The 25,157-nt window shown below is 53.3% G+C and carries 27 protein-coding genes; 10 read left to right on the top strand and 17 right to left on the bottom strand.

Features of this window, described 5'->3' with window-relative positions; genetic code table 11:
* Nucleotides 1-100: 100 nt before the first annotated feature.
* The 12 genes from ABF287_RS12115 to ABF287_RS12060 all read right to left on the bottom strand — a co-directional run bounded on the left by ABF287_RS12115 (nt 101) and on the right by ABF287_RS12060 (nt 9,028).
* On the bottom strand, nt 101-877 hold the full coding sequence (locus tag ABF287_RS12115) for an enoyl-CoA hydratase-related protein (protein ID WP_347185263.1): 777 nt from the start codon (nt 875-877) through the stop codon (nt 101-103).
* Nucleotides 878-1,031: 154 nt separating this feature from the next.
* Entirely contained in the window at nt 1,032-1,481 is a 450-nt protein-coding gene (locus tag ABF287_RS12110) for a cytochrome c-type biogenesis protein (protein ID WP_347185262.1), read from the bottom strand.
* Nucleotides 1,478-3,448: a heme lyase CcmF/NrfE family subunit gene (locus tag ABF287_RS12105; RefSeq protein WP_347185261.1), complete on the bottom strand. Its 1,971-nt coding sequence runs from the start codon at nt 3,446-3,448 to the stop codon at nt 1,478-1,480. The genes ABF287_RS12110 and ABF287_RS12105 overlap by 4 nt, the downstream gene beginning before the upstream one ends.
* Nucleotides 3,449-3,647: 199 nt before the next feature.
* Nucleotides 3,648-4,070, bottom strand: coding sequence for a hypothetical protein (locus ABF287_RS12100; protein WP_347185260.1), 423 nt, complete (start codon nt 4,068-4,070; stop codon nt 3,648-3,650).
* Nucleotides 4,067-4,204, bottom strand: a complete 138-nt coding sequence (locus ABF287_RS12095; protein WP_347185259.1) for a hypothetical protein — start codon at nt 4,202-4,204, stop codon at nt 4,067-4,069. Before ABF287_RS12095 ends, ABF287_RS12100 begins: the two co-directional genes overlap by 4 nt.
* Nucleotides 4,205-4,210: 6 nt before the next feature.
* A complete protein-coding gene (locus ABF287_RS12090; RefSeq protein ID WP_347185258.1) occupies nt 4,211-4,393 on the bottom strand; it encodes a hypothetical protein in 183 nt (60 codons plus the stop codon).
* Entirely contained in the window at nt 4,383-5,000 is a 618-nt protein-coding gene (locus tag ABF287_RS12085) for a holin family protein (protein ID WP_347185257.1), read from the bottom strand. The genes ABF287_RS12090 and ABF287_RS12085 overlap by 11 nt, the downstream gene beginning before the upstream one ends.
* Nucleotides 4,991-5,602 carry a holin-associated N-acetylmuramidase gene (locus tag ABF287_RS12080; RefSeq protein ID WP_347185256.1) on the bottom strand — a complete coding sequence of 204 codons (612 nt, stop codon included), beginning with the start codon at nt 5,600-5,602 and terminating at the stop codon, nt 4,991-4,993. Before ABF287_RS12080 ends, ABF287_RS12085 begins: the two co-directional genes overlap by 10 nt.
* A gap of 73 nt (nt 5,603-5,675) precedes the next feature.
* Nucleotides 5,676-6,119 carry a cytochrome c maturation protein CcmE gene (gene ccmE, locus ABF287_RS12075; RefSeq protein ID WP_347185255.1) on the bottom strand — a complete coding sequence of 148 codons (444 nt, stop codon included), beginning with the start codon at nt 6,117-6,119 and terminating at the stop codon, nt 5,676-5,678.
* A 28-nt stretch (nt 6,120-6,147) separates the two neighbouring features.
* Complete coding sequence (argC, locus tag ABF287_RS12070) at nt 6,148-7,176, bottom strand: N-acetyl-gamma-glutamyl-phosphate reductase (RefSeq protein WP_347185254.1); 1,029 nt, start codon at nt 7,174-7,176, stop codon at nt 6,148-6,150.
* Nucleotides 7,177-7,278: 102 nt separating this feature from the next.
* Complete coding sequence (locus tag ABF287_RS12065) at nt 7,279-8,091, bottom strand: aspartate/glutamate racemase family protein (RefSeq protein ID WP_347185253.1); 813 nt, start codon at nt 8,089-8,091, stop codon at nt 7,279-7,281.
* 1 nt (nt 8,092) lies between these two features.
* Nucleotides 8,093-9,028 carry a lysophospholipid acyltransferase family protein gene (locus ABF287_RS12060; protein ID WP_347185252.1) on the bottom strand — a complete coding sequence of 312 codons (936 nt, stop codon included), beginning with the start codon at nt 9,026-9,028 and terminating at the stop codon, nt 8,093-8,095.
* Between the two features lie 302 nt (nt 9,029-9,330).
* Here ABF287_RS12060 and ABF287_RS12055 point away from each other — a divergent pair, with 302 nt between their 5' ends.
* From ABF287_RS12055 to grxD, 5 genes are all read left to right on the top strand, one after another.
* The gene (locus ABF287_RS12055) at nt 9,331-10,230 is read left to right on the top strand and encodes a LysR family transcriptional regulator (RefSeq protein WP_347185251.1); all 900 of its coding nucleotides are present in this window, start codon (nt 9,331-9,333) and stop codon (nt 10,228-10,230) included.
* Between the two features lie 490 nt (nt 10,231-10,720).
* On the top strand, nt 10,721-12,880 hold the full coding sequence (purL, locus tag ABF287_RS12050; RefSeq protein ID WP_347185250.1) for a phosphoribosylformylglycinamidine synthase subunit PurL: 2,160 nt from the start codon (nt 10,721-10,723) through the stop codon (nt 12,878-12,880).
* A gap of 97 nt (nt 12,881-12,977) precedes the next feature.
* Nucleotides 12,978-13,463: a hypothetical protein gene (locus tag ABF287_RS12045; RefSeq protein WP_347185249.1), complete on the top strand. Its 486-nt coding sequence runs from the start codon at nt 12,978-12,980 to the stop codon at nt 13,461-13,463.
* 77 nt (nt 13,464-13,540) lie between these two features.
* Nucleotides 13,541-13,771 (top strand): BolA/IbaG family iron-sulfur metabolism protein, encoded by a 231-nt coding sequence (locus tag ABF287_RS12040; protein ID WP_347185248.1) that lies wholly within the window; start codon nt 13,541-13,543, stop codon nt 13,769-13,771.
* A gap of 56 nt (nt 13,772-13,827) precedes the next feature.
* A complete protein-coding gene (grxD, locus tag ABF287_RS12035; protein ID WP_347185247.1) occupies nt 13,828-14,190 on the top strand; it encodes a Grx4 family monothiol glutaredoxin in 363 nt (120 codons plus the stop codon).
* 79 nt (nt 14,191-14,269) lie between these two features.
* On the opposite strand, the gene ABF287_RS12030 is transcribed toward grxD, so the two are convergent.
* Both ABF287_RS12030 and ABF287_RS12025 read right to left on the bottom strand, forming a co-directional pair.
* Nucleotides 14,270-14,671: a cell division protein ZapA gene (locus tag ABF287_RS12030; protein WP_347185246.1), complete on the bottom strand. Its 402-nt coding sequence runs from the start codon at nt 14,669-14,671 to the stop codon at nt 14,270-14,272.
* Nucleotides 14,672-14,673: 2 nt separating this feature from the next.
* Nucleotides 14,674-15,189: a hypothetical protein gene (locus tag ABF287_RS12025; protein WP_347185245.1), complete on the bottom strand. Its 516-nt coding sequence runs from the start codon at nt 15,187-15,189 to the stop codon at nt 14,674-14,676.
* A 358-nt stretch (nt 15,190-15,547) separates the two neighbouring features.
* Between ABF287_RS12025 and tkt the strand changes: the two genes are divergently transcribed.
* The 4 genes from tkt (at nt 15,548) to gap (ABF287_RS12005) (ending at nt 21,379) form a co-directional block, all read left to right on the top strand.
* Nucleotides 15,548-17,569: a transketolase gene (gene tkt / locus ABF287_RS12020; RefSeq protein ID WP_347185244.1), complete on the top strand. Its 2,022-nt coding sequence runs from the start codon at nt 15,548-15,550 to the stop codon at nt 17,567-17,569.
* Between the two features lie 72 nt (nt 17,570-17,641).
* The gene (locus tag ABF287_RS12015) at nt 17,642-18,733 is read left to right on the top strand and encodes a hypothetical protein (RefSeq protein WP_347185243.1); all 1,092 of its coding nucleotides are present in this window, start codon (nt 17,642-17,644) and stop codon (nt 18,731-18,733) included.
* A 230-nt stretch (nt 18,734-18,963) separates the two neighbouring features.
* Nucleotides 18,964-19,965: a type I glyceraldehyde-3-phosphate dehydrogenase gene (gap, locus tag ABF287_RS12010; protein ID WP_347185242.1), complete on the top strand. Its 1,002-nt coding sequence runs from the start codon at nt 18,964-18,966 to the stop codon at nt 19,963-19,965.
* Between the two features lie 412 nt (nt 19,966-20,377).
* A complete protein-coding gene (gene gap / locus ABF287_RS12005) occupies nt 20,378-21,379 on the top strand; it encodes a type I glyceraldehyde-3-phosphate dehydrogenase (RefSeq protein WP_347185241.1) in 1,002 nt (333 codons plus the stop codon).
* A 265-nt stretch (nt 21,380-21,644) separates the two neighbouring features.
* On the opposite strand, the gene coaD is transcribed toward gap (ABF287_RS12005), so the two are convergent.
* The 3 genes from coaD to ABF287_RS11990 form a co-directional block, all read right to left on the bottom strand.
* Nucleotides 21,645-22,142 carry a pantetheine-phosphate adenylyltransferase gene (gene coaD / locus ABF287_RS12000; protein ID WP_347185240.1) on the bottom strand — a complete coding sequence of 166 codons (498 nt, stop codon included), beginning with the start codon at nt 22,140-22,142 and terminating at the stop codon, nt 21,645-21,647.
* A gap of 150 nt (nt 22,143-22,292) precedes the next feature.
* Nucleotides 22,293-22,727: a CBS domain-containing protein gene (locus ABF287_RS11995; RefSeq protein WP_347185239.1), complete on the bottom strand. Its 435-nt coding sequence runs from the start codon at nt 22,725-22,727 to the stop codon at nt 22,293-22,295.
* 60 nt (nt 22,728-22,787) lie between these two features.
* Complete coding sequence (locus ABF287_RS11990) at nt 22,788-23,678, bottom strand: LysR family transcriptional regulator (RefSeq protein ID WP_347185238.1); 891 nt, start codon at nt 23,676-23,678, stop codon at nt 22,788-22,790.
* 152 nt (nt 23,679-23,830) lie between these two features.
* Between ABF287_RS11990 and mmsA the strand changes: the two genes are divergently transcribed.
* Entirely contained in the window at nt 23,831-25,123 is a 1,293-nt protein-coding gene (gene mmsA / locus ABF287_RS11985; RefSeq protein WP_347185237.1) for a CoA-acylating methylmalonate-semialdehyde dehydrogenase, read from the top strand.
* The last annotated feature ends 34 nt before the right edge of the window (nt 25,124-25,157 follow it).

Genomic DNA, 25,157 nt, shown 5'->3' with positions numbered 1-25,157 from the left:
AGGCCGCCCCAATCGGGCGGCCTTTTTGTCTTTCTGGGATGTCGCGTTGCCCGAGCTGCAAAGTCTAGGGGCGGCGTTTGCACCAGTGACCTAGAATGGCTTAGCGGCCTTCGAATTTCGCAGGGCGTTTTTCCAGAAACGCAGTGACGCCCTCACGGAAATCATGGGTCTTTCCACACCGCCCTTGCAGCCTCGCTTCCAGCGCCAACTGTTGCTCTAGGGTATTGGTGGCAGAGGCATGAAGCGCCTGCTTGATGCCGTTGTAAGATACCGTTGGACCCTGTGCCAAATGCTGTGCGCGGGCTTGCCAATGGGCGGCGAATTGGTCGTCTGGGAAGCTCTCGTAAATCATACCCCATTGCGCGGCCTTGGCCGCTGGAATGGCATCACCAAACAAGGAAGCCCCCAAGGCACGCGCCAAGCCCACTTGGCGGGGCAGCGCATAGGTGCCGCCTGCGTCAGGCATCAAACCAATGCGGGTGAAAGCTTGGATAAACAAAGCAGACTCTGCCGCGATCACCACATCAGTCGCAAGGGCCAATGACGCCCCCGCGCCTGCCGCAACGCCGTTCACGGCGGCAATCGTCGGAATTTTGCTGTCATGAATGGCGTGCAGCATCGGCTCATATTCTTCGTGCAACACACGTTCCACATCCAACGTCGCCGCACTAACGTTGCCGCCTAGATCTTGCCCAGAACAAAACGCACCCGTCGTGCCGGTGATGACCAAAACCCGTGCCTCATCACCCGCTGCAAGCACCGCATGGGTGATTTCCGCGCGCATCCGTGTGTTCAGAGCGTTTTTGACCTTGGGCCGATTGAGTGTAACGACAGCGACAGCGTCTTGAACGGCGTAAGTGATGGTTTCATACTGCATGTGCGGCTCTCCCTAAAAGCTCCACACAGATTAAGCCGCGCCCCTTAAAATGAAAGTGGCCCGATCTGCAAATTCACAGAAAACCTCTGCATTTTCCGCTCAAGACGCAGGGTTACTTTTTGGGAATTGGTCCGCGGTCAAATAGACCGACGCGCTATTCCTTTAGCAAAGCATCAAGACGCGCCGCCTCATCGTTAGACAAAGGATCGATCTCGGTCTCTTTTTGGCGACGTCGCACAAAACTGACGCCGATGCCAAGCGACAGCAAAAGCATCACAGGACCAGCAATCCACAGCAGCTTATTCGCGCCGCCTAAGGTCGGTTTGAGCAAGACATATTCACCGTAGCGGTCGACAACATAATCGACAACTTCGACATCGCTATCCCCCGCCAGCAACCGCTCACGCACCAGCAAACGCAGGTCCGTGGCCAATTGCGCATTGGATTCGTCGATGTTTTCATTGCGGCACACAAGACAGCGCAGACCCTTTGAAATGTCGCGTGCGCGGCTTTCCATCACAGGGTCTTGCAACACCTCTTGCGGCTGAACGGCATAGACTGGTGTGGCGACAAGCAGGCTCAAGGCCAAGAAAACCGTCTTCATTCTGCAGGCACTCCCTTTGGCACAAGACGCGCTTTGCGCGCGCCAGCCGCAACGCGGTAGCGCCGGTCCGTCAAAGACAGAAAACCGCCCAGACCCATAATGATCACGCCGCCCCAAATCCAGTTGGCGAGCGGCTTGATATAGGTGCGCACAGCCCAACCACCATTGGATTGCACATCGCCAATCACAACATAGACATCGCGCAAAAAGCCTGAATCAATACCGGCTTCGGTCGTGGGCATCTGCGCCACAGGATAGTTACGCTTTTCGGGATGCAACGTGGTCAGTTTTTGCGCGCCTTTGAACAACGTTATGTCGGCCATCGTGGTGATATAGTTGGGCCCCTGTTTGCGCTGCACATCATCCAAACTCAGAGTGTAGCCCGAAACTTCAAAGGTCTCGCCCACCTGCACAACGCGAATGTCTTCAACCGTCCAAGCCGTCAGGCCTGCAATACCGGCGATGGTGATCCCAAGACCTCCATGCGCCAACAAACGCCCCCAATCGGCGCGTGGAAGACGCAACAAGCGGGACAAATCGCGTTTGCGACCCAGTTTCGATGCAATGTCTTGAACAGCGCCTGAGATCAGCCAGACAGCAAGGCCAAGCCCAATCGGGCCAAGCAATGACTTTTGCGTTTGCACCACATAAACCAATGCCAGAACGGCAACCGCCAAGATCATGGACGGGATCAACTTACGCACTGCGACGCCTAGTTTCGCCCGCTTCCACGGCAACATCGTACCGATCGGCAAAACAATCGCGAGCACAGTGAAGAACGGAGTGAAGGCGGCATCAAAAAACGGCGCACCAACCGACAGTTTGCGATCCCAAAAGGCTTCGGCCACCAAGGGCCAAATCGTACCGATGAAGACCACAAAGGCCGCCACTGCGAGCAAAATATTGTTGATGATCAAAGCCGTTTCACGAGACGCCAAAGCAAACACGCCCTTGGCCTCCATCGCCGCAGCGCGCAGTGAAAACAACACAAGCGCGCCGCCCATGAACACCGCCAAAATCATCAAAATAAAGATGCCGCGCTCAGGGTCATTGGCAAAGGCGTGCACCGACGTGATCACGCCAGAGCGCACAAGGAACGTTCCAATTAACGAGAACCCAAAAGCAAGAATGGCCAAAAGGATAGTCCACGCTTTGAGTGTCTCGCGCTTTTCGACAACAATGGCAGAATGAAGCAATGCGGCGGCAAAAAGCCAAGGCATAAAGGACGCGTTTTCGACAGGATCCCAGAACCAAAATCCGCCCCAACCCAACTCATAATACGCCCACCAAGACCCAAGGCCGATGCCGATGGTCAAAAAGACCCAAGCGGCCAAGGTCCAAGGACGCACCCAGCGCCCCCAAGCGGCATCCACGCGCCCTTCAAGCAACGCGGCGACAGCAAAGGAAAACGTCATCGAAAGCCCAACATAGCCGAGGTACAAAAACGGCGGGTGAAACGCGAGGCCAGGGTCTTGCAGCAATGGATTAAGGTCATCGCCGTTCATCGGTGGCGAAGCGAGGCGCAAAAACGGGTTGGACGTGAACAAAATGAACGCCAAAAAGGCGACACCGATGGAGCCCTGAACTGCAATCACACGTGCTTTCAACGTCGTGGGCAAATTCGCGCCAAACAGCGCAGCCGCGGCGCCAAACAGCGCAAGGATCAACACCCATAACAGCATCGATCCCTCATGGTTGCCCCATACGCCCGAAATTTTGTAAAGCATCGGTTTCAGCGTGTGGGAGTTTTCAACAACCAACTTGAGAGAAAAGTCAGAGGTTACAAAGGCATACATCAAGGCACTAAAAGAAAAGGTGATCAACACCATATGCACAAGTGCCGCCGGCGCCGCCACATCCATCAAAGCGCGACGCCCCATCTGTGCCCCGATAAGCGGCAGCACTGTTTGAACACAGGCGACGAAGAAAGCGAGCACCAGCGCAAAATGACCAAGTTCAACCAGCATATAGATTCTCCCATTAAGGCGCTGTCACAGCACCGCCCTGTTGAGGTATGTTGTAGCTTGCTTAGACGCTGTCGCCAATGGGATGCGCGGTGATGTCGCAAGAAATTGAAGCGCGCCCTACGTGCCACCACGAAAAAGAGGGCCGAAGCCCCCTTTCCCACCTGTCTCGACCCACGTTGTGGGATCCGCAGCACGTGACTTACATCACCCACAAGACCCCTAGAGACAGAAGCAACGCACCGATCACGGGCGCAAGAAAACTCAAGCCTTGATAGCCAAATGAGCCCTGAATGACGGCAAAGTGCAGAATTGCACCTGCCATCAGCAACGACAGGAATGCGAATAGAAAGACGATGCTGCCTTGGCAGTCACCACTGGACTGGATTTGCATGAGCCACCACCACCCCAACGTCAGCCCCACGCCCGCCCAGCTAAAGGACATGCCCAAAGCAAGCGGCGTGGCACGCACTTGCCAGAGCCAAAAAAACGTCCCCGAAATGATCAACGCCATTACAGCGATCGCGCCGTAGCCCACCAGCATCATATGCGTGGTACCAATCAACGATATGCCCACAAGGGCGAGCGCGAATATCGCGCCATATAATATGAGTGCCTGTTTCATTGCTTCAACATCTCCTTCACGGCCGCATCCAATGCATGCGCGGCATCTCGGTTCCGTTTGATGGCTTGGGCCAGCGGTGCACCAGCAACCAAATCTGACAGCCAAACCAAAAGGGTTCTCAGGTGTGCTTTCATCCGATCTCACCCTCCTCTCGGCAAACGTTCGCGGATCATCGTCGTCATCTCGATGAGAATCTGCGAGTTCTTGTCCAGCACGGCTCGGGTGGCCTGATCTTTTTGCAAGTCTCTGTACAGCAAGAAAAAAACCATTATGGCCCATGGTCCGTGTTCGGACAGGGCTTTGATCAGCGCGTCACTCATCATGGCCAGACCTCCATGCAATAAGTGCTGGATTTTGCGCGTCAAACCCAGGAATGTCGGTGGTGTCTTGATACATCGGCGGCCCAGCCACATAGGGCGCCTGAGAGGCGGGATCAGACACGCCTTTGGCGCCCGCCTCCAATGCCCGAAGCGAATTCAAGGACCGAATATTGGCGGTCACAATCGGCGCTTGCGCCACCGTGGCCGCAATTGAACGCTGGAATTCTTGGCCCTTCACCTGATAGCGCGCACCAAAATAAAAGCTCACAATCGCACCCATCAGCCACCAAAGTGGCTCCGGCACCAAGGCGATCCCTTGCATCCTTGCTGCAAACCAAATGGGATTGACCATCGCGGTGATGCACAGCCCGATTGTTCCGAAAGCCATCAAAGGCCGCGGAACACGATTGAGCCCGTCCATAAACCGATCAAAGCGTCCGGTGCGTGCAACGGCGAATTCTTTGGCGAATTGATCCATAGCTGCAGAGCGCAGCCCCACATCACGAACTGAATCTTCTTCGGAATTTGTCATGAACACTTCTGCGGTCTCTTTCACCACATTGCGCCCACCGCCAAACAGGATTTCGGCCAACACTTGAATTACCCCCATGACGCCACCCGCGCGGAATGTTCGGCCAGTGTCAGGTGATATCGCTGGGAAATGAATTCTTCGGCGCGCAAAATCCAACCGCCTTTGCCGCCATTGCGCCGCATTGCGTATTTGCGGCTTTTGGGGCGTCGGTCAGCCAAGGCGTAATAGTAGTTGCGCCGCGCAATGCCAAAGGCATCCGCCAAGTGGTCCGGCGCAAGGCTTTGGGCAATATGACAGGCTTCGATAGTTTGCGGGCCTATGGTGCCATCCACGACAATGCTTTGGCCCATATCGACCAACAGCCGCTGCAAAATACGAACAGCGTTCGAGCCTGCGTTGACGTACATGTCAAACACACTCGCCTGCAAAACAGGCGGCAATTCGTCAATGCGAGGACCGCTAAAGTAGTGCTCGATGAAGATATCGCGGGCTTGCGTGCGGGTGATCCTGCGCACATCGTCAGATGTCACTCGCCCGTCGCCGTCGTTATCAATCCCAAGCCGACGCAAGGTTCCAATTGTGACACCAAACTTGGTTGCGCCACCGGGATCGTCGGGGTCGTTCACATAACCGCCCTCGCGAGCGATTATCTCATTTGCAATCTGCTGTACTGTTTTCATGTCCCAAACCCACCAATTTGATGAGTTCAGGCTGCCGCAAAATAGTTAACGCTGCCGGACTAGAGCGCGCGGATCACTCAGAGCTTTCTTGGAAAACACCTTGTTCTTTCAAGGCGTCAACCACTTCTTTGGGCATGTAGCTTTCGTCGTGTTTCGCCAGAATTTCAGAGGCGACGAACACGCCATCTTGCAACGTGCCAGTGCCAACCATCCCCTGATTTTCGCCGAACAGATCTGGCAAAACACCTGTGTAGCTCACGGGAACGATTGCATTGGTGTCCGTCACACTGAAGGTCACAGATGTGCCTTCGCCGCGTGTCAAACTGCCCTCAAGCACCAAGCCACCAATGCGAAACACTTCACCTTTGCGCGGCGGTTCTTCCACCACTTGCGTGGGCGAGCGAAACAGATTGATGCCATCTTTCATCGCATAGCCGATCAAAGCCGTGGACAGAGTGAGCGCGACAACAGCCACCGCAATAATTTGAATACGGCGTTGTTTTTTAAGACTCTTCATCGCGTTTCCTCCGTCAAATTGGTCGTATTTACGGGTACACTGGGGCCAATTGCAGCCCTGTGATCTCATCCAAGCCCAACATCAAATTCGCGTTTTGAATGGCTTGTCCGGATGATCCCTTTGTCAGGTTATCTAGGGCGCCGATCACGATTGTCCGCCCTGTGCGACGATCCGCCACCACACCGATGTGACAATAGTTTGAGGCCCGCACATGCTTGAGCGCAGGCACTTCGCCCATGGGAAGCATTTGAATAAAGGGCTCGTCTTTGTATTGATCCACAAGCGCAGCATAGACCGCATCAGCCTCGCCTTTGACATAGGCGGTGGCCAAGATACCGTGCGTCGCTGGGATCAAATGCGGGGTGAATTGGATTTCCACAGGACGTCCTGCGATCAAAGAAAACTCCTGATCGAATTCGCCCAAGTGACGGTGTTTGCCGCCGACAGAATAGCCAAAGGCATTGTCATGCAATTCGCCGAACAAAAACGGTTCTTTCAAAGACCGCCCTGCCCCGGACACACCCACCTTGAGGTCCAAGATGATGTCATCCAGATCGATCACGCCAGCCGCCACAAGGGGACGTAAAATGAATTGGCCCGTCGCCGCATTACAGCCCGTGCCAGCCACAAGACGCGCGTTTTTGATCTCATCGCGGTAAAATTCGGTGAGGCCGTATACCGCTTCTTTTTGCATCTCAACCGCAGAATGCGGTTGGCCGTACCATTTGGCGTAAGCTTCAGGATCGCGCAGACGGAAATCCGCGGACAGATCCACCACTTTGAGCGTCTTGGGCAATTTCGAAATCACCGCCTGAGAGGTCGCATGGGGCAACGCACAAAAGGCCAGATCAACACCTGCAAAATCGATGTCGTCAATCTTGCACAGCGCTGGCAAATCAAGATGACGCAGATGCGGATACACATCCGCCATCGCCATACCCGCTTTACGGTCACCCGACAGCGCCACGATGTCCATTTCAGGATGGGTGGCGATCAAGCGCACGAGCTCGGCACCAGTGTAACCAGAGGCGCCAAGGATGGCGATTTTGTAAGTCATAAGTCTCTCTTTGGTCTATAAACACGACAAAGTCGTTTAGGTTTTACCCTATGTAAGGACAGGCGTCACAAAGCGCAATTGCGGCAAATTGTTTTGCGGGACTCAAGCCTTTTGAAACTCGACTTTACGCTTCAAAAACTGTGTCGCACCGCGGCTGACCTTTTGCGGATCGCCTGTGGTCAAAAACACGCTTTGCGTGCCTGCCCCAATCATTTCAGGACGGCGATCCAAATAATCAGCCAAGCTTTCGGCCACCAAATTGGCTTGTGAAAACACTTTCACATCAGGGCCAAGGGCGTCTTGGAATTCGGCTTCCATAATCGGATAATGCGTGCAGCCCAAGATCGCAGCATCAGGATTTGGCAACTTGCGTTTCAAAGCATCCACATGCGAGCGCACCAAAGCATCGGCCAAAATCATATCGCCGTCTTCAATCGCATCGACAACACCGCCGCAGGCCTGTGCCTCAACATCAACTCCAATGGCACGAAACGCCAGTTCGCGTTGAAACGCGCGCGAGGCCACCGTGGCGGGTGTCGCAAAAAGTGCGACGCATTTCACGGAAACTTCGGTGGGCGGAGAATTATCGCCCCATTCACGTTCGGTCAGCGCCTCGATCAGCGGCACAAACACGCCCAAAACGCGTTTATCCTTGGGAATCCAGCTTTCTTGCATTCTACGCAGCGCCGCAGCAGAGGCCGTGTTGCAGGCCAAGATGACCAGATCACAACCCGCTTCCCACAGACGTTCGACAGCCGCAGTGGTCAAATCATAAATATCGTCGGCATCGCGCACCCCATAAGGCGCATGCGCGTTATCGCCAAAGTAAACCAAAGGTACGTCGGGCAAGCGTTTGCTCACCGCATCGTAAACCGTTAACCCACCAAGCCCGCTGTCAAAAATACCCACTGCCATGTCAATATCGGCCCTTTAGACCCCTACGCGGAGTCGTCTCCGCTGTTGTTTTATGCCTGTCTTCAAACTCATACCCCAAAGCGCGTTCGTCAAGGGGGTGTGGCGACAAGGCATATGTCCGTGCACGCAAAAAATCCATCATCTTTTTGGGGTCGCGTTGGTATGGGGCTAATTCTTGCGGTGCAATCGGCGCGCCAATAACAACGCGCACGGGAGCATTTATTTTGGCGCGAAACTCGCGGATCAAAAGCCCCATGCGCAAGGTGGTGTGCAAATGGCTGGCAAATTGGAACAACCGCGAATTGGTCCCATCAAAATAGATCGGCACGACTTGCGCGCCTGATTTGGCAATCATTTTCGCCGTGAACGCTCGCCACATTGGATCGCGCGGCGGCCCCATTGGCGTGGCGGACGTAGACACTGTGCCACCAGGGAAAATACCGACGCAGCCACCTTGCTGCAAATATTGCACGGCACTTTTGCGTGTTTGCAGGTTTAATTGCACAGCGTCTTTTGTTTCATCAAAAGAAACGGGCAAAATCACGCGATCAATATCTTCAGCCTGTTTGAACACCTCATGCGCCATGATGCGAAAATCACCGCGCGTTTTGGCCAAGATATGCCCGAGCATCAGGCCGTCCAAAATCCCGTAAGGATGATTTGACACCACAACCAGCGGCCCTGTGCGTGGAATGGCGTCAAGCTGACCACCGACAACATCGAGCTCAAGCCCATAGCGATCAATCATCACCTGCCAAATGTCACGCCCCTGCTCTAGATCGGCATGATATCCATTGGCTCTGCGAATAAGTCCGATGCGTCCCGTGATATTTTCGAGCAACCGGATCAGGACACGTCCTGCGCGGGTCTGCGCCGAATGGGCATAAGATATCCTGCGCGCGGTGTGTTGGTGTTCTTTGAAATTCGTGCTGCCCAAACGCCGTCCCTTTCCGTTTATTGCGTCGACCTTACTGCCTTTACGTCAACGCCTCCAAGCACTTATCCACGAACACCGTGTGCTGAGCTTACCCCTTTCCACCGCAGATTGTTTTCCTGTCGTTGTTGCACAGTCGTATCGCACAAACTTCGTGCAGGATCGTGAATTTTTCACGAAAACTCCATAAAATGCCCATTTGCGCCTTGCACAAAACCGCAAAAACACAAACACCCCACTCAAAAACCTCGCTTTGCTGGATTAGAGCTCTATGTTGTAAGCGTGCAATGACAAAAGGCATGACTATGGATTGGGATAAATTACGGATTTTTCACGCGGTCGCGGACGCAGGGTCTCTTACCCATGCGGGCGATACGCTGCATCTCAGTCAATCTGCTGTGTCGCGTCAAATTCGGTCACTCGAAGAATCGCTCAGTACAACATTGTTTCACCGCCATGCTCGCGGGCTGATCCTGACCGAACAAGGCGAGTTGCTGTTTGACGCCACCCGTTCAATGGCCAAGCGCCTAGATGCGGCCGCCGCGCGCATTAAGGACAGTAAAGAAGAAGTCTTTGGCGAATTGCGCGTCACCACAGCCACTGGGTTTGGCACGCTTTGGCTCGCGCCGCGCCTGTCTAAGCTTTATGAAAAATACCCTGACCTGACGATCGACCTCATGTTGGAAGAGCGCGTGCTTGATTTGCCAATGCGCGAAGCAGACGTCGCCATTCGCATGAAAGAGCCGTCCCAAGCCGATTTGATCCGCAAGCGCCTTATGAATATTCGCATGCGTTTATTTGCGACGCAAAAATATTTGGACGAGCACGGCGTGCCAGAGAATCTTGATGATCTGGGAAATCATCGTTTGATTTCGCAAAACCCGAATTCTGCTCAAGTTTCCGCAGGCGCGCGTCTGACCCAAGAGTTGAACGAACATGACCTGCAGTCGAAACTTTATGTGAACAACTATTTCGGCGTGCTGCAAGCCGTGCTGAATGACCTTGGGATCGGAATGCTGCCAGACTATCTGACCGACAGCTCAGACAAACTGGTTCGGGTTCTCGACGATATTGAAAGCACTGAAGTGCCCGTTTTCTTGGCCTATCCAGAAGAGTTGCGCCACTCAAAACGCATTCAGGTTTTCCGCGATTTTGTCACAACCGAGATCAATGAATACCGCAGGCGTCACCGCGACGACGCTTGATCAAATATTTCTACTGATTTTCCACAATGACCGTATTTGCGTAAAGGCGAATAGATTCAGTCTATTACGGCCAAATCACATTTCTGGTATGCACTAGATGCATAGCGGGTTTGCATAACATCGCAACAATAACCCTTGAACGATTCACAAAGCGCACATAAATCAATCATCGAAGCGGCTGATAGAGGAAACTCTTAGCAACTTCACCTCCCTGTTGGACTTGGGCCGAGCTTATGCTCGGCCTTTTTTTTGTTCTTTGATATCGCGCGCGAATCTTTCTCACCTACCTCTGAGCGTGGCTTTTGGACGTTTTGGACAAAGAAATGCATTTTCTACCTTAAAAATCAGATTTTCATTCGATTTCGGGTCGCCTGCCCTCTTTCCCAAAGCCCAGCGATAGCCTATGAGAACGCCAGACTGAGACATGCTTTTCGTGCAAGGCAATCACCGCGACGCACGCAGAGCCCTGATCACCTTCGAGGGGACTTCCATGACCGATCCGAAAATCACCGATGATCTCATTGCCGCACACGGCCTCAATGCCGAAGAATATGCGCGCATTCTAGAAATCATGGGCCGCGAGCCAACCTACACCGAGCTCGGTATTTTCTCGGCGATGTGGAACGAGCACTGTTCATACAAATCTTCCAAGAAGCACCTGCGCGGCCTACCCGTTGATGGTCCACAAGTGATCTGTGGCCCAGGCGAAAACGCCGGCATCGTCGACATCGGCGATGGCCAGTGCGTGGTCTTCAAAATGGAAAGCCACAACCACCCGTCCTACATCGAACCTTACCAAGGTGCTGCCACAGGCGTTGGCGGCATTCTGCGCGACGTGTTCACCATGGGTGCACGTCCGATTGCGGCGATGAACTCGTTGTCGTTTGGCGTCAAAGACCACCACAAGACAAAACAGCTGGTGCACGGCGTTGTTGAAGGTGTCGGCGGCTATGGCAACTGTTTCGGCGTGCCGACTGTAGGCGGTGAAGTGCGCTTCCACTCTGCTTATAACGGCAACTGCCTTGTGAACGCGTTCGCGGCAGGTTTGGCTGACACAGACAAGATCTTCTACTCTGCCGCGTCCGGCGTTGGCATGCCTGTTGTGTACCTTGGTGCAAAAACAGGCCGTGACGGTGTTGGCGGCGCGACGATGGCGTCTGCGGAATTTGATGACACTATCGAAGAAAAGCGCCCAACAGTGCAAGTTGGTGACCCGTTCACCGAAAAACGCCTCATGGAAGCCACACTCGAATTGATGGCCACTGGTGCTGTGATTTCGATCCAAGACATGGGCGCTGCTGGCCTCACGTGTTCTGCGGTTGAAATGGGCGACAAAGGCAAATTGGGCGTGCGTCTTGATCTTGAGAACGTGCCACAGCGCGAACTCAACATGACCGCATATGAAATGATGCTGTCGGAATCCCAAGAACGCATGTTGATGGTTCTTAAACCAGAACTCGAAGCGGAAGCCCGCGCCGTGTTTGAAAAATGGGACCTCGATTTCGCCATCGTTGGTGAAACCTTGGAAGAAGACCGTTTCTTGATCATGCACAACGGCGAAGTCAAAGGCGACCTGCCTTTGTCCACGCTGGCCTCTTCTGCGCCAGAATACGACCGCCCATGGGTGCCAACACCTGCGGCTGAGCCTTTGGCAGATGTGCCAAGCATTGATCCGATTGACGGCCTGAAAGCGCTACTGGCATCACCAAACTACGCGTCCAAATCTTGGGTTTACGAACAATACGACAGCCAAGTGATGGCCGACACAGTGCGTGCGCCTGGCATGGGTTCTGGCGTGATCCGCGTGCATGGCACAGAAAAAATGCTGGCCTTCACATCTGACGTGACACCGCGCTACGTGAAAGCCAACCCTGTGGAAGGCGGCAAGCAAGCTGTGGCAGAAGCCTACCGCAACTTGACCGCTGTTGGCGCGAAACCATTGGCAACCACCGACAACTTGAACTTCGGCAATCCTGAGAAGCCTGAAATCATGGGTCAGTTTGTTGGCGCGCTGCAAGGTATTGGCGAAGCTGTTAAATTCCTCGACATGCCCATCGTGTCCGGCAACGTGTCTTTGTACAATGAAACCGATGGCGTTGGTATTTTGCCGACCCCAACCATCGGCGCTGTGGGCTTGATCGCCAATGAAGACGAACTGATCTCTGGCCTTGCGCAAGCAGGCGACGTCGCACTGGTGATTGGCGCGACCGGTTCGCATCTTGGTCAATCCGCTTTGCTGGCAGAAGTGTTCAACCGTGAAGACGGCGACGCACCACATGTCGATCTGGCACAAGAACAAGCCAACGGTGAGTTCCTTAAAGCCAACCGCAAGCTGATCAATTCAGCCACGGACTTGTCTGATGGCGGCCTTGCACTGGCAGCGTTTGAATTGGCTGAAAAAGCAGGCCTCGGCCTGACGTTGGACAGCGGCGATACGGCTGAATTGTTCGGCGAAGACCAAGCGCGTTACCTCGTGTCTTGTACCTTTGATCAAGCCGAAGCACTGATGGCGGCTGCATCCCAAGCGGATGTGACCTTGACCACAGTCGGTAAATTTGGCGGCGACACTGTGAAGCTCGGCTCTGCTGAGGCACCACTCGCTGACCTGAGCGCGGTGTTCAACGGATCATTTGCCGAGACCTTCGCCTAAGATCCAAACGTGGACCGACGCATAATAGTTATGAGGGCCCGCCAAATTGCGCGGGCCTTTGTTTTACATCACTTTTTGCCGAACTGAGGACGAACGCATGGAACTTCCTGAACTCACCTCTGATTGCTCCAATTGCGCGGCGCTGTGCTGTCTGGGCATGTCGTTTCAAAAAGGCGATGACTTTGCCATCGACAAAGCCTCTGGCACACCCTGCCCCAATCTGGGATTTGATCATCGTTGCAAAATTCACAGCACGTTGAAAGACGACGGGTTTGAGGGCTGTATTAAGTTTGACTGTGCTGGCGCAGGCCAACGCGTCACTCAAATGCGATTCAACGGCGAAAGCTGGCAGGATTCGCCCGAACTGTTGTTCGCCATGATGCGCGATTTTGAAAACCTGCGCCCCTTGCACGAACGCATGGTGCAATTGGAAGAAGCGGGCAAACACGCCCTGCCCGAGGACTTGGAAACCGAGCGGCTAGCGCTTTTGACGCGTACGGCGCGCATTTGGGCAGATACTGATGCACTCAAACGGCGTTTCAACACATTTTTGACAGCTGTAGCAAAAGTCACCGCGCCTTAATCACCGCTGCGCCTTGCACAGGGCGCGCCCCCGCCCTACATTTTACCCAACACAAGACCACACCAAGGAGCGCCTAAATGGCCATCACCGCCGCTGAAATCGAAACCCTGATCAGAAAAGCCTTTCCTGAGGCCAATATCCTCGTGCAAGGCGACGATGGGCAACATTTTGCAGCCGAAGTCGTTGACGAAAGCTTTCGCGGCAAAAACCGCGTGCAACAACAACGCGCCGTAAACGCAGCACTGAAGACGGAAATCGACAGCGGCAAACTGCACGCTTTGGCTTTGTCCACACGCGCCCCTGAGTAAAAGAACACCGAATTCGCCGCCCAATCGCGGCCTCCAATAGTTGAAAGGTCGACACAATGTCCGACGCACAAGCCACAATCCAAAAAACCGTTGATGAAAACGACGTTGTCCTGTTCATGAAGGGCACAAAAATGATGCCGCAATGTGGGTTTTCTTCCCGCGTGGCTGGCGTTTTGAACTTTATGGGCGTGGAGTTTCACGACGAGAACGTGCTGGCGGACCAAGAGATCCGTCAAGGCATCAAAGACTTTTCCGATTGGCCAACCATTCCGCAGCTCTACGTCAAAGGCGAATTTGTTGGCGGTTGCGACATCATCACTGAGATGACCCTGTCTGGCGAGCTGGACACATTGTTCGAAGAAAACGGTGTGGCATTCGACAAAGAAAAAGCCGACCAAGTGCGCGCCGCAAACGCGTAAACACTTACGAATTCAGACAAAAACGGCGGCAAAGAGGATATCTTTGCCGCCGTTTGTATATCTGAATGCCAAAACGCGTTTAGCTTGAGACGTCCAAGCGCTCTTCAAGGGCTGCAGCCATCGCCTCAGTCCGTGCGGCAAGTTCAGCAAACGTATCGTGCACTTCGCGTGGCACAACAGGCACTTCAATGCGCTCAGGTTCAGGGGCCGGCGCAGACCGCAATTCTTCGATCAACGCTTCTTGTGCACCGAGTTTTGTCTCAAGGGCCCGCAATTGCTCTTCGAGGCCTGCTGTTTTATCCGCAAGCATCAAGCCAGACATCAACAACATGCGCGCTTCAGGCAAACGACCAATCTGGCTGGACAGGACTGTGGCCTCATTGTCGAGAAGCTTCGCGGCAGACTGCAAGAAATGCTCTTCGCCCGGCTGGCAAGCCACTTCGAATTCGCGCCCACCAATGGAAATTTTGGTTTCTGGCATGATTACGCCTCTTCTTTTTGGGCCGGTTGTACAAACGGCCTCAGGTCTGACAAAATTGCTTTCAGCTCAGCGGCCTCCGCCTCGCGCTCAACGTTGATCGCCTCGAGTTCCGCCTTCATCGCGGCATCAACCAATAGCGGATCCCCAACAGATTTTGCGTTCGCGGCACGCAATTCAGCGTTGTTCGCGCGCAGCTGCGCCGTAACACCACGTAGTTTTTGAACCTGCGCATCATGCGCGGCCAACTGTTCGCGCAACTGCGCGACATCTGCTTCAAGGGCTGTGACATGACTTTCTTGACGCTCGTGAATGGCCCGCACGCGTTCTTCCAGCTTAGCGTTTGTGTCACGCTCAGCTTCCAAAGCCTCGTTCAAATGCCCCATTTCGGCGGTCATTTCCTCAAGAGCGATCCCGCCCTGCGGACTGTCTGCATTTTTCTCTTCAGCGGCAACAACCGCATGACCGATACGTTCAAGGGCCGCCTTGATCCGTGTTTCAAATTCTGAAATCTCACTCATCGCCACATACCTGTCACTATTCTTACATTGGCCGCTACATCGACTTTTGTCTCAATGCTTTAAAGTGACCCAAATTGTCACTTTTCTCAATGCCGATCTAAAGAAATATTACACGTTGGCGACAGATTGCACAGGCCCCATTTCATGCCTTGTCGTTTCATCCGATAGGCCAATGTCCAAGCCAGCCCGCACAGACCAAACATCTATGACATCAAATGCGCGCTGAAACGCGCCAAAATGATGCGTCTGCCTTGCACTTCTGCGCAACATCGTTATCACCAGACGCGAATAGTTGCGCCGAATGACGCCTGTCCTTTGGCAAATGCAGCTGCTTTTAGACCAGCAAGGAGATTCACACGTGGACATCGCAAAATTGCGCGAAGCGCACCCTGATCACTGGATGCGTGCTGCTGCCATCCGCACTTTGACGCTTGATGCCGTTGCGGCCGCAAACTCTGGTCACTCTGGCATGCCAATGGGCATGGCCGATGTGGCGACGGTTTTGTTTGAAAAACACCTGAAGTTTGACGCCTCTGCCCCGCTTTGGGCCGACCGCGATCGCTTCATCTTGTCTGCGGGCCACGGCTCTATGTTGGTGTATTCTTTGTTGTACCTCACAGGCTACGATGAGATGCCACTCGAAGAAGTGAAAAACTTCCGCCAAATGAATGCGAAAACGGCGGGTCACCCTGAGAATTTCTTGCTCGACGGCGTTGAGACCACAACCGGTCCACTTGGCCAAGGCATTTCCAACGCTGTGGGTTTCGCCATGGCTGAAGAAGCTCTGCGTGCGCGTTTCGGCAAAAAGCTGCAAGACCACTACACATACTGTATCGCTGGCGACGGCTGTTTGATGGAAGGCGTCTCACACGAAGCCATCGCTTTGGCAGGTCGTCAAAAGCTCAGCAAATTGATCGTGTTCTGGGACAACAACAACATCACCATCGATGGCACCGTTGATCTGTCCGATCGCACTGACCAGCCACAGCGCTTCAAAGCGGCTGGCTGGCACGTGCAAGAAATCGACGGCCACGATCCAGAAGCGATTGATGCCGCGATTACAGCCGCGAAAGCTGCCGGCAAGCCTTCTATGATTGCTTGCAAAACGCACATTGCTTTGGGCCACGCTCAACAAGACACATCCAAAGGCCACGGCGCTTTGACGGATGCAGAGCAAATGAAAGCAGCAAAAGAAGGCTACGGCTGGACCGCCGCACCATTTGAAATCCCAGCTGACATCAAAGCCCAGTGGGAAGCCATCGGCTCACGCGGCCGCGAAGACCGTGCAGCTTGGGAAGCGCGTCTTGACGAGCAATCAGACCGCCGCAAGGCCGAGTTTGCCCGTACATTTGCAGGCGAAACACCAAACAAATTGTCTTCTGTCATCCGCGCGTTGAAAAAGAAGACATCAGAAGAATTGCCAAAGGTTGCCACACGTAAATCATCTGAAATGGTGTTGAGCGTTGTGAACCCTGTGTTGCCAGAAACCATTGGTGGCTCTGCCGACCTCACCGGTTCCAACAATACACTGACACCAGATTTGGGCGTGTTCGACGAAGACAACCGCAAAGGCCGCTACGTCTACTACGGCATCCGCGAGCACGGCATGGCCGCTGCGATGAACGGCATGGCGTTGCACGGCGGTGTGCGCCCTTACGGTGGCACATTCTTCTGTTTCACAGACTACGCCCGCCCTGCGATGCGCCTGTCTGCTTTGATGCAAGTGCCTGTCACTTACGTGATGACCCACGACTCTATCGGTCTTGGCGAAGACGGCCCAACACACCAACCTGTTGAGCACTTGGCCATTTGCCGCGCCACACCAAACACATTGACCATCCGTCCATGTGACACTGTGGAAACGGCTGAAGCGTGGGAAATCGCGCTGACATCACAAAAGACACCGACCGTTTTGGCGCTCACCCGCCAAGGTTTGCCAACTTTGCGCAAAGACCACAAAGTGAAAAACTTGGTCGCACAAGGCGGCTATGTGTTGGCTGACTCAGACGGCAAACGCCAAGCGATCTTGATTGCGACAGGGTCTGAAGTTGCGATTGCAATGGCCGCACGCGACATCTTGCAAGAGGCCGGTATCGGAACACGCGTTGTGTCCATGCCGTGTATGGAATTGTTCGCAGAACAAGACCTACAATACCGTCGCAAGGTTCTGCCAGCAGGTCCAGTTCGTGTCGGCGTAGAAGCTGGCGCACGCGCTGGTGGTTGGGACAAATTGCTCTTGGGCGAACGCGGTCGTGAACAAAAACAAGCCTTTGTTGGCTTGGACCGCTTCGGTGCCTCCGCGCCAATCGATGAGCTCTACGAAAAGTTCGGCATCACTGCTGAAAACGTTGTGGCGCAAGTCAAAGCACTTTTGGGTTAAGTATTCCGGAAAGCATCAAATTCCAAGAGGGTCCTCTTTTGAGGGCCCTCTTTTTGGATTAGCGAGATTGACATGGATACAGCACTAAATTTCCCGACTCTTTCGCCTGTTGTCTTGGCAAAAGACAGCACCGTTCTTCGGGATTTTCCATTGGCAAAGGGCCGACGCTCTGCAAAATATGAAGATGCTTTTGATCGACATACGCTAATTTACGATGTGTTTCGATTTGACGAGCATCACATTTGCTGCATTTGCCCTAGACTTCTCAACCTCAAGGCGGCCTTTATCAAGAGCCTCCAGGTGAATGGGACTTCAGCGACGATACGCCGACACAAAAAGTCGCTGAGATACGAAATGTTCATTGTAAAATGCTCCAAACAACAAAGCCTTAGTGTCAATTTTTTAGGTCAAATCACGCAGATCGAGGTCCAACAGCAAGCCGATACATTTGACGGCATGAATGTAGCGATGACAATGGTAAAGGACACGCCTCCTGAGTGGATTGTCGACTGGGCAAAGTATCATGTTTCAGCACATGGACTTGAAGGCTTACTGTTATTCGACAATGGGTCAACTGAATACGAGCCAATTTCATTGGGCAAACGTCTGCGTGACGAATCCGGATTGAAAGCGGTTTCAATCGTATCTGCGCCATTTCGCTATGGCGGCCGAGCTGGAGGTAAATTTGTAGCCCCAGCAATGTACTTACAAGTTAGCTTGATGCACATTGCGCGCCATCGTTTTCTGAACGCATCAAAAGCTGTATTAAGCCTTGATATTGATGAATTGGTGGCTCCCCTAAAAGGGAAAACAATATTTGAAGCAGCAATGACATCTCGTTTTGGATTCGCTCATATTGCCGGTCAATGGGTTTATCCTGTGACGAATGGCGACAGCCAACCACATAAAAGCCACGCCGGAACAAACCCAAACGACAAACCTTGTGCTCCGAAGTGGTGTATGGCTCGCGGAGGACTTGCTGACCGTTTTGATTGGGCGGTCCATCGTCCCGCTGGCCCACTTTATGCGTTTTCCAAAGAGTGCGGTAAATTTTGGCACTTTCGAGCAACATCAAAAAGTTGGTTCGGCGACCGCAGTTCTGTGCCTTCGACCGTTGTTCCAAATAGGGCTTTGGAAGAAGCTCTAGAGGTTTACTTGCCCTAGAGAAACTCAAAATATTGTTTTGAGTCTTTTTCCAGGATTAAAATGCGCAGCGTTAGCGCAATCACCGCATGTTTACGCTAACATGTTGGCGCTAAACGTCTTTTTTTGAAAACACATCTCCCCTATACGGACCGAGACGCGCAGCGGGCGGCCCCCTGCAGCGTGTCACGAGATCGCATAAATCTGAGCGGTGACCCACGTCGCCGAAGAGAGCACCAGGAGAGACGCATATGACCATTCGCCTAGGGATCAACGGTTTCGGCCGCATCGGACGCTGCACATTGGCGCACATTGCTGAAGCAGCCCGCAACGATGTCGAAGTTGTCAAAATCAACGCGACAGGCCCGATTGAGACAAATGCACACCTCTTGAAATACGATTCAGTGCACGGTCGTTTTGGCGGCAACATCCGCGTTGATGGTGACACGATGGATTTGGGCCGCGGCCCGATCAAAGTGATGTCCACATACGAGCCCAAAGAACTGGATTGGGAAGGTGTTGATGTTGTTTTGGAATGCACAGGCAAATTCAACGATGGTTTGAAATCAGCAGTGCACCTTGAGCGCGGCGCGAAGAAAGTTCTGATCTCTGCCCCGGCAACGAACGTCGACCGCACTGTAGTTTACGGCGTGAACCACCGCGACATGTTGGCAGATGAACGCATGATCTCTAACGGCTCTTGCACCACGAACTGCCTTGCACCTTTGGCCAAAGTGTTGAACGACGCTGTGGGCATCGAGAGCGGCATCATGACCACGATCCATTCCTACACAGGCGACCAGCCTACGCTGGACCGCCGCCACTCTGACCTCTACCGCGCGCGTGCTGCGGCCATGGCGATGATTCCGACCTCAACAGGCGCGGCCAAAGCTTTGGGTCTGGTTTTGCCAGAACTGGCAGGCAAATTGGACGGCACCTCTATGCGCGTCCCGACACCGAATGTGTCCGCTGTGGACCTAACATTCCAAGCTGGCAAAGACGTCACCGTCGAAGACATCAACGAAATCGTACGCGATGCGGCCAACGGCTACATGGGCATGGTGATGAGCTACGACGCGGAAGCCAAAGTCTCTATCGACTTCAACCACACCAATGAGAGCTCGATCTTCGCACCTGACCAAACCAAAGTGGTCGGTCGCACAGTGCGTGTCTTGGCATGGTACGACAACGAATGGGGCTTTTCATCCCGCATGGCCGATGTGGCCGGCGCGATGGGGCGCTTGATGCACTAATTTCGACACCATCTTCATCTAAATTTAACCGCCCAGTGATCCAAACGAGAGAGCTGGGCGGTTTTGTGTTGCCCGCACTCTTTTATTCAAAGGTTGCATAAGCCATTGTATAAAAAACGCTGGGAACAAAATGTCGCTATGAATCTTCCGTCCACAGTCATTGCTTTGCTCATTTGCCTCGCGATTGCTTTAGATTTCTTTTTGAATCAGGGGCAGGCGTCCCTTTTCCTTGCAAAAAAATTCGTTGATCTGATCGGCTTAGTCGCCTTTTGGCGATAATTTCGCCTTAGACGGTTGACCTTTTGTCTCAGATGGCGATGTTAGCGTTAACGACGCACAGGTGAACCGTCACCTTTTGCGCCCAAACGGGCAGCGGGTCTGCCCATATTTCTAGCGTCAAGGAGTTGCTGAAATGGCGGTAAAAGTCGCAATCAATGGATTTGGTCGTATCGGTCGCAATGTTTTGCGAGCTATTATTGAATCAGGTCGCACAGACATCGAAGTGATCGCAATCAACGATCTGGGCCCAGTGGCCACCAACGCACACTTGCTGCAATACGATTCTGTTCATGGTCGCTTCCCTCAGGAAGTCACACACACAGAAGACACAATTGATGTGGGCCGTGGTCCAATCAAAGTGACAGCCATCCGCAACCCTGCGGATCTGCCATGGTCTGACGTTGATGTTGTCATGGAATGTACAGGTATCTTTACATCCAAAGAAGCTTGCCAAGCGCACCTCGACAACGGTTCTAGCCGCGTTCTGATCTCTGCCCCAGGCAAAGATGCAGACAAAACCATCGTGTTCGGCGTGAACGACGACACATTGACAGCCGACGACATCGTGGTGTCCAACGCCTCTTGCACAACCAACTGTTTGTCCCCTGTGGCCAAAGTGCTGAACGACGAAATCGGCATCGTCAAAGGCTTCATGACAACGATCCACTCCTACACTGGCGACCAGCCAACGTTGGACACCATGCACAAAGACCTCTACCGCGCACGTGCGGCGGCTTTGTCCATGATCCCAACATCCACTGGTGCCGCGAAAGCTGTTGGCCTTGTATTGCCAGAACTGAACGGAAAATTGGACGGCGTGTCTATTCGCGTTCCAACACCGAACGTTTCTGTTGTGGACCTCACATTTGAAGCAAAACGCGACACAACAGTCGAAGAAGTAAACCAGCTTATCCGTGATGCGGCAAACGGCCCGCTCAAAGGCGTGCTCGGCTTCACAGATGCGCAGCTCGTGTCCTCAGACTTCAACCACGACCCGCACTCTTCCATCTTCCACACAGACCAAACCAAGGTCATGGAAGGCACAATGGTGCGTATTTTGACGTGGTACGACAACGAGTGGGGCTTCTCTAACCGTATGAGCGACACAGCCGTTGCTATGGGTAAATTCCTGTAAAGACTGACGGAAATAGTGTGGAAGCCCTGCACATGTGCAGGACTTTCTAAACCGTATGTCAGATACAGCCGCAGCTCATGGGCAAGTTCCTGTAAAGACTGACGGAAATGATCTTTTAAAAAGCCCTGCCTTGTACGGGGCTTTTTTGTCGCCGTATGTCAGGGACTAGATCGGCCTCGATTGAAACTCTGAAACAAAGCTCAGATGCAAAAAGGCCCGCAGGATCTGATGTCTGCGGGCCTTTTGTATGAACTGCAATCAAGTTTTAGGTGCGACCGAGCTTTTCGTACAAACGACCTTGGATTTCTGGTGTCACAAACTTTGACACATCCCCACCAAGGCGCGCGATTTCTTTGACCAGTTTCGACGCAATGGCCTGATGACGTGCTTCAGCCATCATGAAAACAGTCTCGATGCTGTCATCAAGCGCCCTGTTCATGCCGACCATTTGATATTCGTATTCGAAATCCGCCACAGCACGAAGGCCACGCACAATGATCGTTGCGCCAACATCTTCGGCGCATTGGATCAACAGATTTTCGAAAGGATGCACAACGACTTCACAGCCTGTGTCCGCAGTGAGCTGCGCGCAAATCGGTTCGAGCATTGCAACACGTTCTTCAAGCGAGAACATCGGCCCCTTATCGCGATTGATAGCAACGCCAATCACCAGTCGATCGACCAAGGCACAACTGCGCCGAATGATATCCAAATGACCGAGAGTGACGGGATCGAAAGTCCCTGGATATAGACCAGTGCGCATAGAAGTCTCCTTTAGCTGCACGCACGCAACAATATTGCTCAAACAAATGCAAGCCCTAGACCGCGCAAAAAGATATCGAAATTTGAGTGTCGCAAGCGCACACCAAAAAGCCACCATTTAGGCTGTTGGAGTGCGCAGTGATCGCTGGAATCAGCGACCCATAATCATGCCTTCAAGGGCTGAGTTTTCCATCGCCAATTGCGCCAAGCGGGCTTGCACAACATCGCCAATAGACACCAACCCGATCAACCGCGCGCCATCCATAACTGGCATGTGACGGAAACGGCCGTGGCTCATACGTTCAAGAACAGACAAGGCCGTATCATCTGGTGAACACACCTCGAGTTTTTCGGTCATGATGTCTGACACTGGGCACGTCAGACACGCAGAACCGGCAACGCCAAGTTCGCGCACGACGTCACGCTCGGATAAGATACCATCATAGGTCTCAGCTTTGGTCTGGACGATGACAGCACCGATTTTCTTGGCAGACAGCAATGATGCCGCATCTGCAATCGATGTTGTCGGGGTGACTGTCACAATATCCGCGATGACTTTATCTTTTAGAATCTGACCAACTAACATGGTTCCTCCTTATTATTTTCCGCGCTCCCACTTTCAGGGTCGGATAGACTGCCCGTCCTGTCAAGCGCGACCTTCGAGAGTTTCCACCACACTCTTCATTTCTGCGACCAATAAGTCCGCAAATCGCGTAAGACGTTCGACTTTGCGGTCATCCGCATGCCGAATGAGATAAAAAGATCGCTTGAGGCGGAATTGGTCCTGCAAAATACGATTCAGCTCAGGCACATGCGGCAAGCAAAAATCATGAATAACGCCGATTCCAAGTCCAGCCTTGATCATATTCAGCTGGACCGACACAGTGTTTGAGGAAAAATCAACTGCGCCCCCACCAATGCTGTCTAAGTAGTCCAATTCTTTATCGAAAATCAGGTCAGGCACATAGCCAACAACCTTGTGGTTTTTCACATCGCCAAGGGTTTTAACCGTATCGTGATCGCGCAGATACCAATTCATCGCAGCAAGCGACAAATGATAGTCGGTGATTTTTTGCACCAGCATACGTCCGGTTTGCGGCGCACTGACAGAAATGACCAAATCCGCCTCTCGTTTCGACATGCTGATCACCCGCGGCAAGGCAACCACTTGCACCTGAAGGTCCGGATGCACTGCGGCAATACGCGCCAACACTTTGGGCAACACGAAATTTGCGCAGCCATCAGGTGCGCCGAGCCGGATCACGCCACTCAACGTGTCACCATCGCCTTCCAAGTCCGCCGCCCCAAGGGTCATGGCCTTTTCAGCCTCTTCGGCATGCGCCAGCAAGCGCGCGCCATCACGGCTTAGATCATAGCCCTGCGGCGTTTTCGCAAACAACGTCACACCCAAGCCCTGTTCCAACCGAGCAACACGACGGCCCACTGTGGCAGGGTCCATCTTCAGCGTGCGCCCTGCCCCAGACAGGCTTTCGGTTCGCGCAACCGCCAAGAACACCCGTATATCGTCCCAATTCATGTTTTGACCTTTCTCCTACCCCAAGCGCGACACTCCCTACACCAAATGCGGCGCAGCAGTCTTTGCATTTTTGCATTTCCTTTTTGAGATATTATCCCTTTGTCTAGCGTTTTCGCAATGGTATCTTTGATCAAATTCCCAAGGAGGATTCCATGAAAGAACTTACTCATTACGTCAACGGCGCACACGTGGCCGGCACATCTGGTCGCTTTGCAGACGCCTACAACCCAGCGACTGGCGAAGTTGTGGCCCGCGTTCCGCTTGCGACACCTGCAGAAATCGACGCCATTGTTGAAAAAGCGGCTGTTGCACAAGAAGCTTGGGCCAAAGTAAACCCACAGCGCCGCGCACGCGTCATGATGAAGTTCGGCGCCTTGATCAACGATCACATGGACGAGTTGTCAGAAATCGTTTCGCGCGAGCACGGCAAAACATTGCCAGATGCACGCGGCGATGTTCAGCGTGGCTTGGAAGTTGTTGAAGTCTGCATGGGCGCGCCTTCACTTTTGAAAGGCGAATACATGGGCGACGCGGGTCCAGGCATCGACCTGATGTCTATGCGCCAAGCCTTGGGCGTTGTGGCTGGCATCACGCCATTCAACTTCCCTGCGATGATCCCACTTTGGAAAATGGCCCCTGCGATTGCCTGTGGTAACGCTATGATCCTAAAACCATCCGAACGCGCGCCTCACACGGCTTTGCGTTTGGCTGAATTGTTCTCAGAAGCCGGTCTCCCAGACGGTGTTTTGCAAGTTGTGAATGGCGACAAAGAAGCCGTTGATTCACTGCTCGATAATGACACAATTCAAGCAGTTGGCTTTGTGGGCTCCACCCCAATCGCGCAATACATCTACGGTCGTGCGGCAGCCAACGGCAAACGCGCACAATGTTTCGGTGGTGCGAAAAACCACATGATCATTATGCCTGATGCGGACCTCGACAAAGCGTCTGACGCTTTGATCGGTGCTGGTTTCGGCGCGGCTGGCGAACGCTGCATGGCGATTTCTGTAGCTGTACCTGTTGGCAAAGAAACAGCTGACAAATTGGCTGCAAAACTGATGCCAAAAATCGAAGCACTCAAAGTAGCGCCTTACACAGCTGGCGACGACGTTGACTACGGTCCCGTCATTACAGCGGCGTCTAAAGAACGCATCATCGGCCTCATCAACTCAGGTATTGAGCAAGGCGCAACTTTGAAAACTGACGGTCGTGACTTTTCTTTGCAAGGCTATGAGGACGGCTACTTTGTTGGCCCGACATTCTTTGATGACGTGACCCCAGACATGGACATCTACAAAGAAGAGATCTTTGGCCCAGTTCTGACCCAAGTGCGCACCGAAAACTACGAAGAAGGCTGTTTGTCGATCCCTGAGCAATATGCCGATGTCACTCGTCCAGCCGAGGTAGAGGTGGCTTGGATTGATCTTGATGGTGCGGAGCAATAAGAAGTGTTCGATGGGCTTTGGGCGACATGCGTTC

It is taken from the genome of Pacificibacter sp. (assembly GCF_039769035.1).
Classification (GTDB): domain Bacteria; phylum Pseudomonadota; class Alphaproteobacteria; order Rhodobacterales; family Rhodobacteraceae; genus Celeribacter.
The sequence above is the reverse complement of the archived record's forward strand: the minus strand, read 5'-3'. Positions and strand labels throughout refer to the sequence as shown.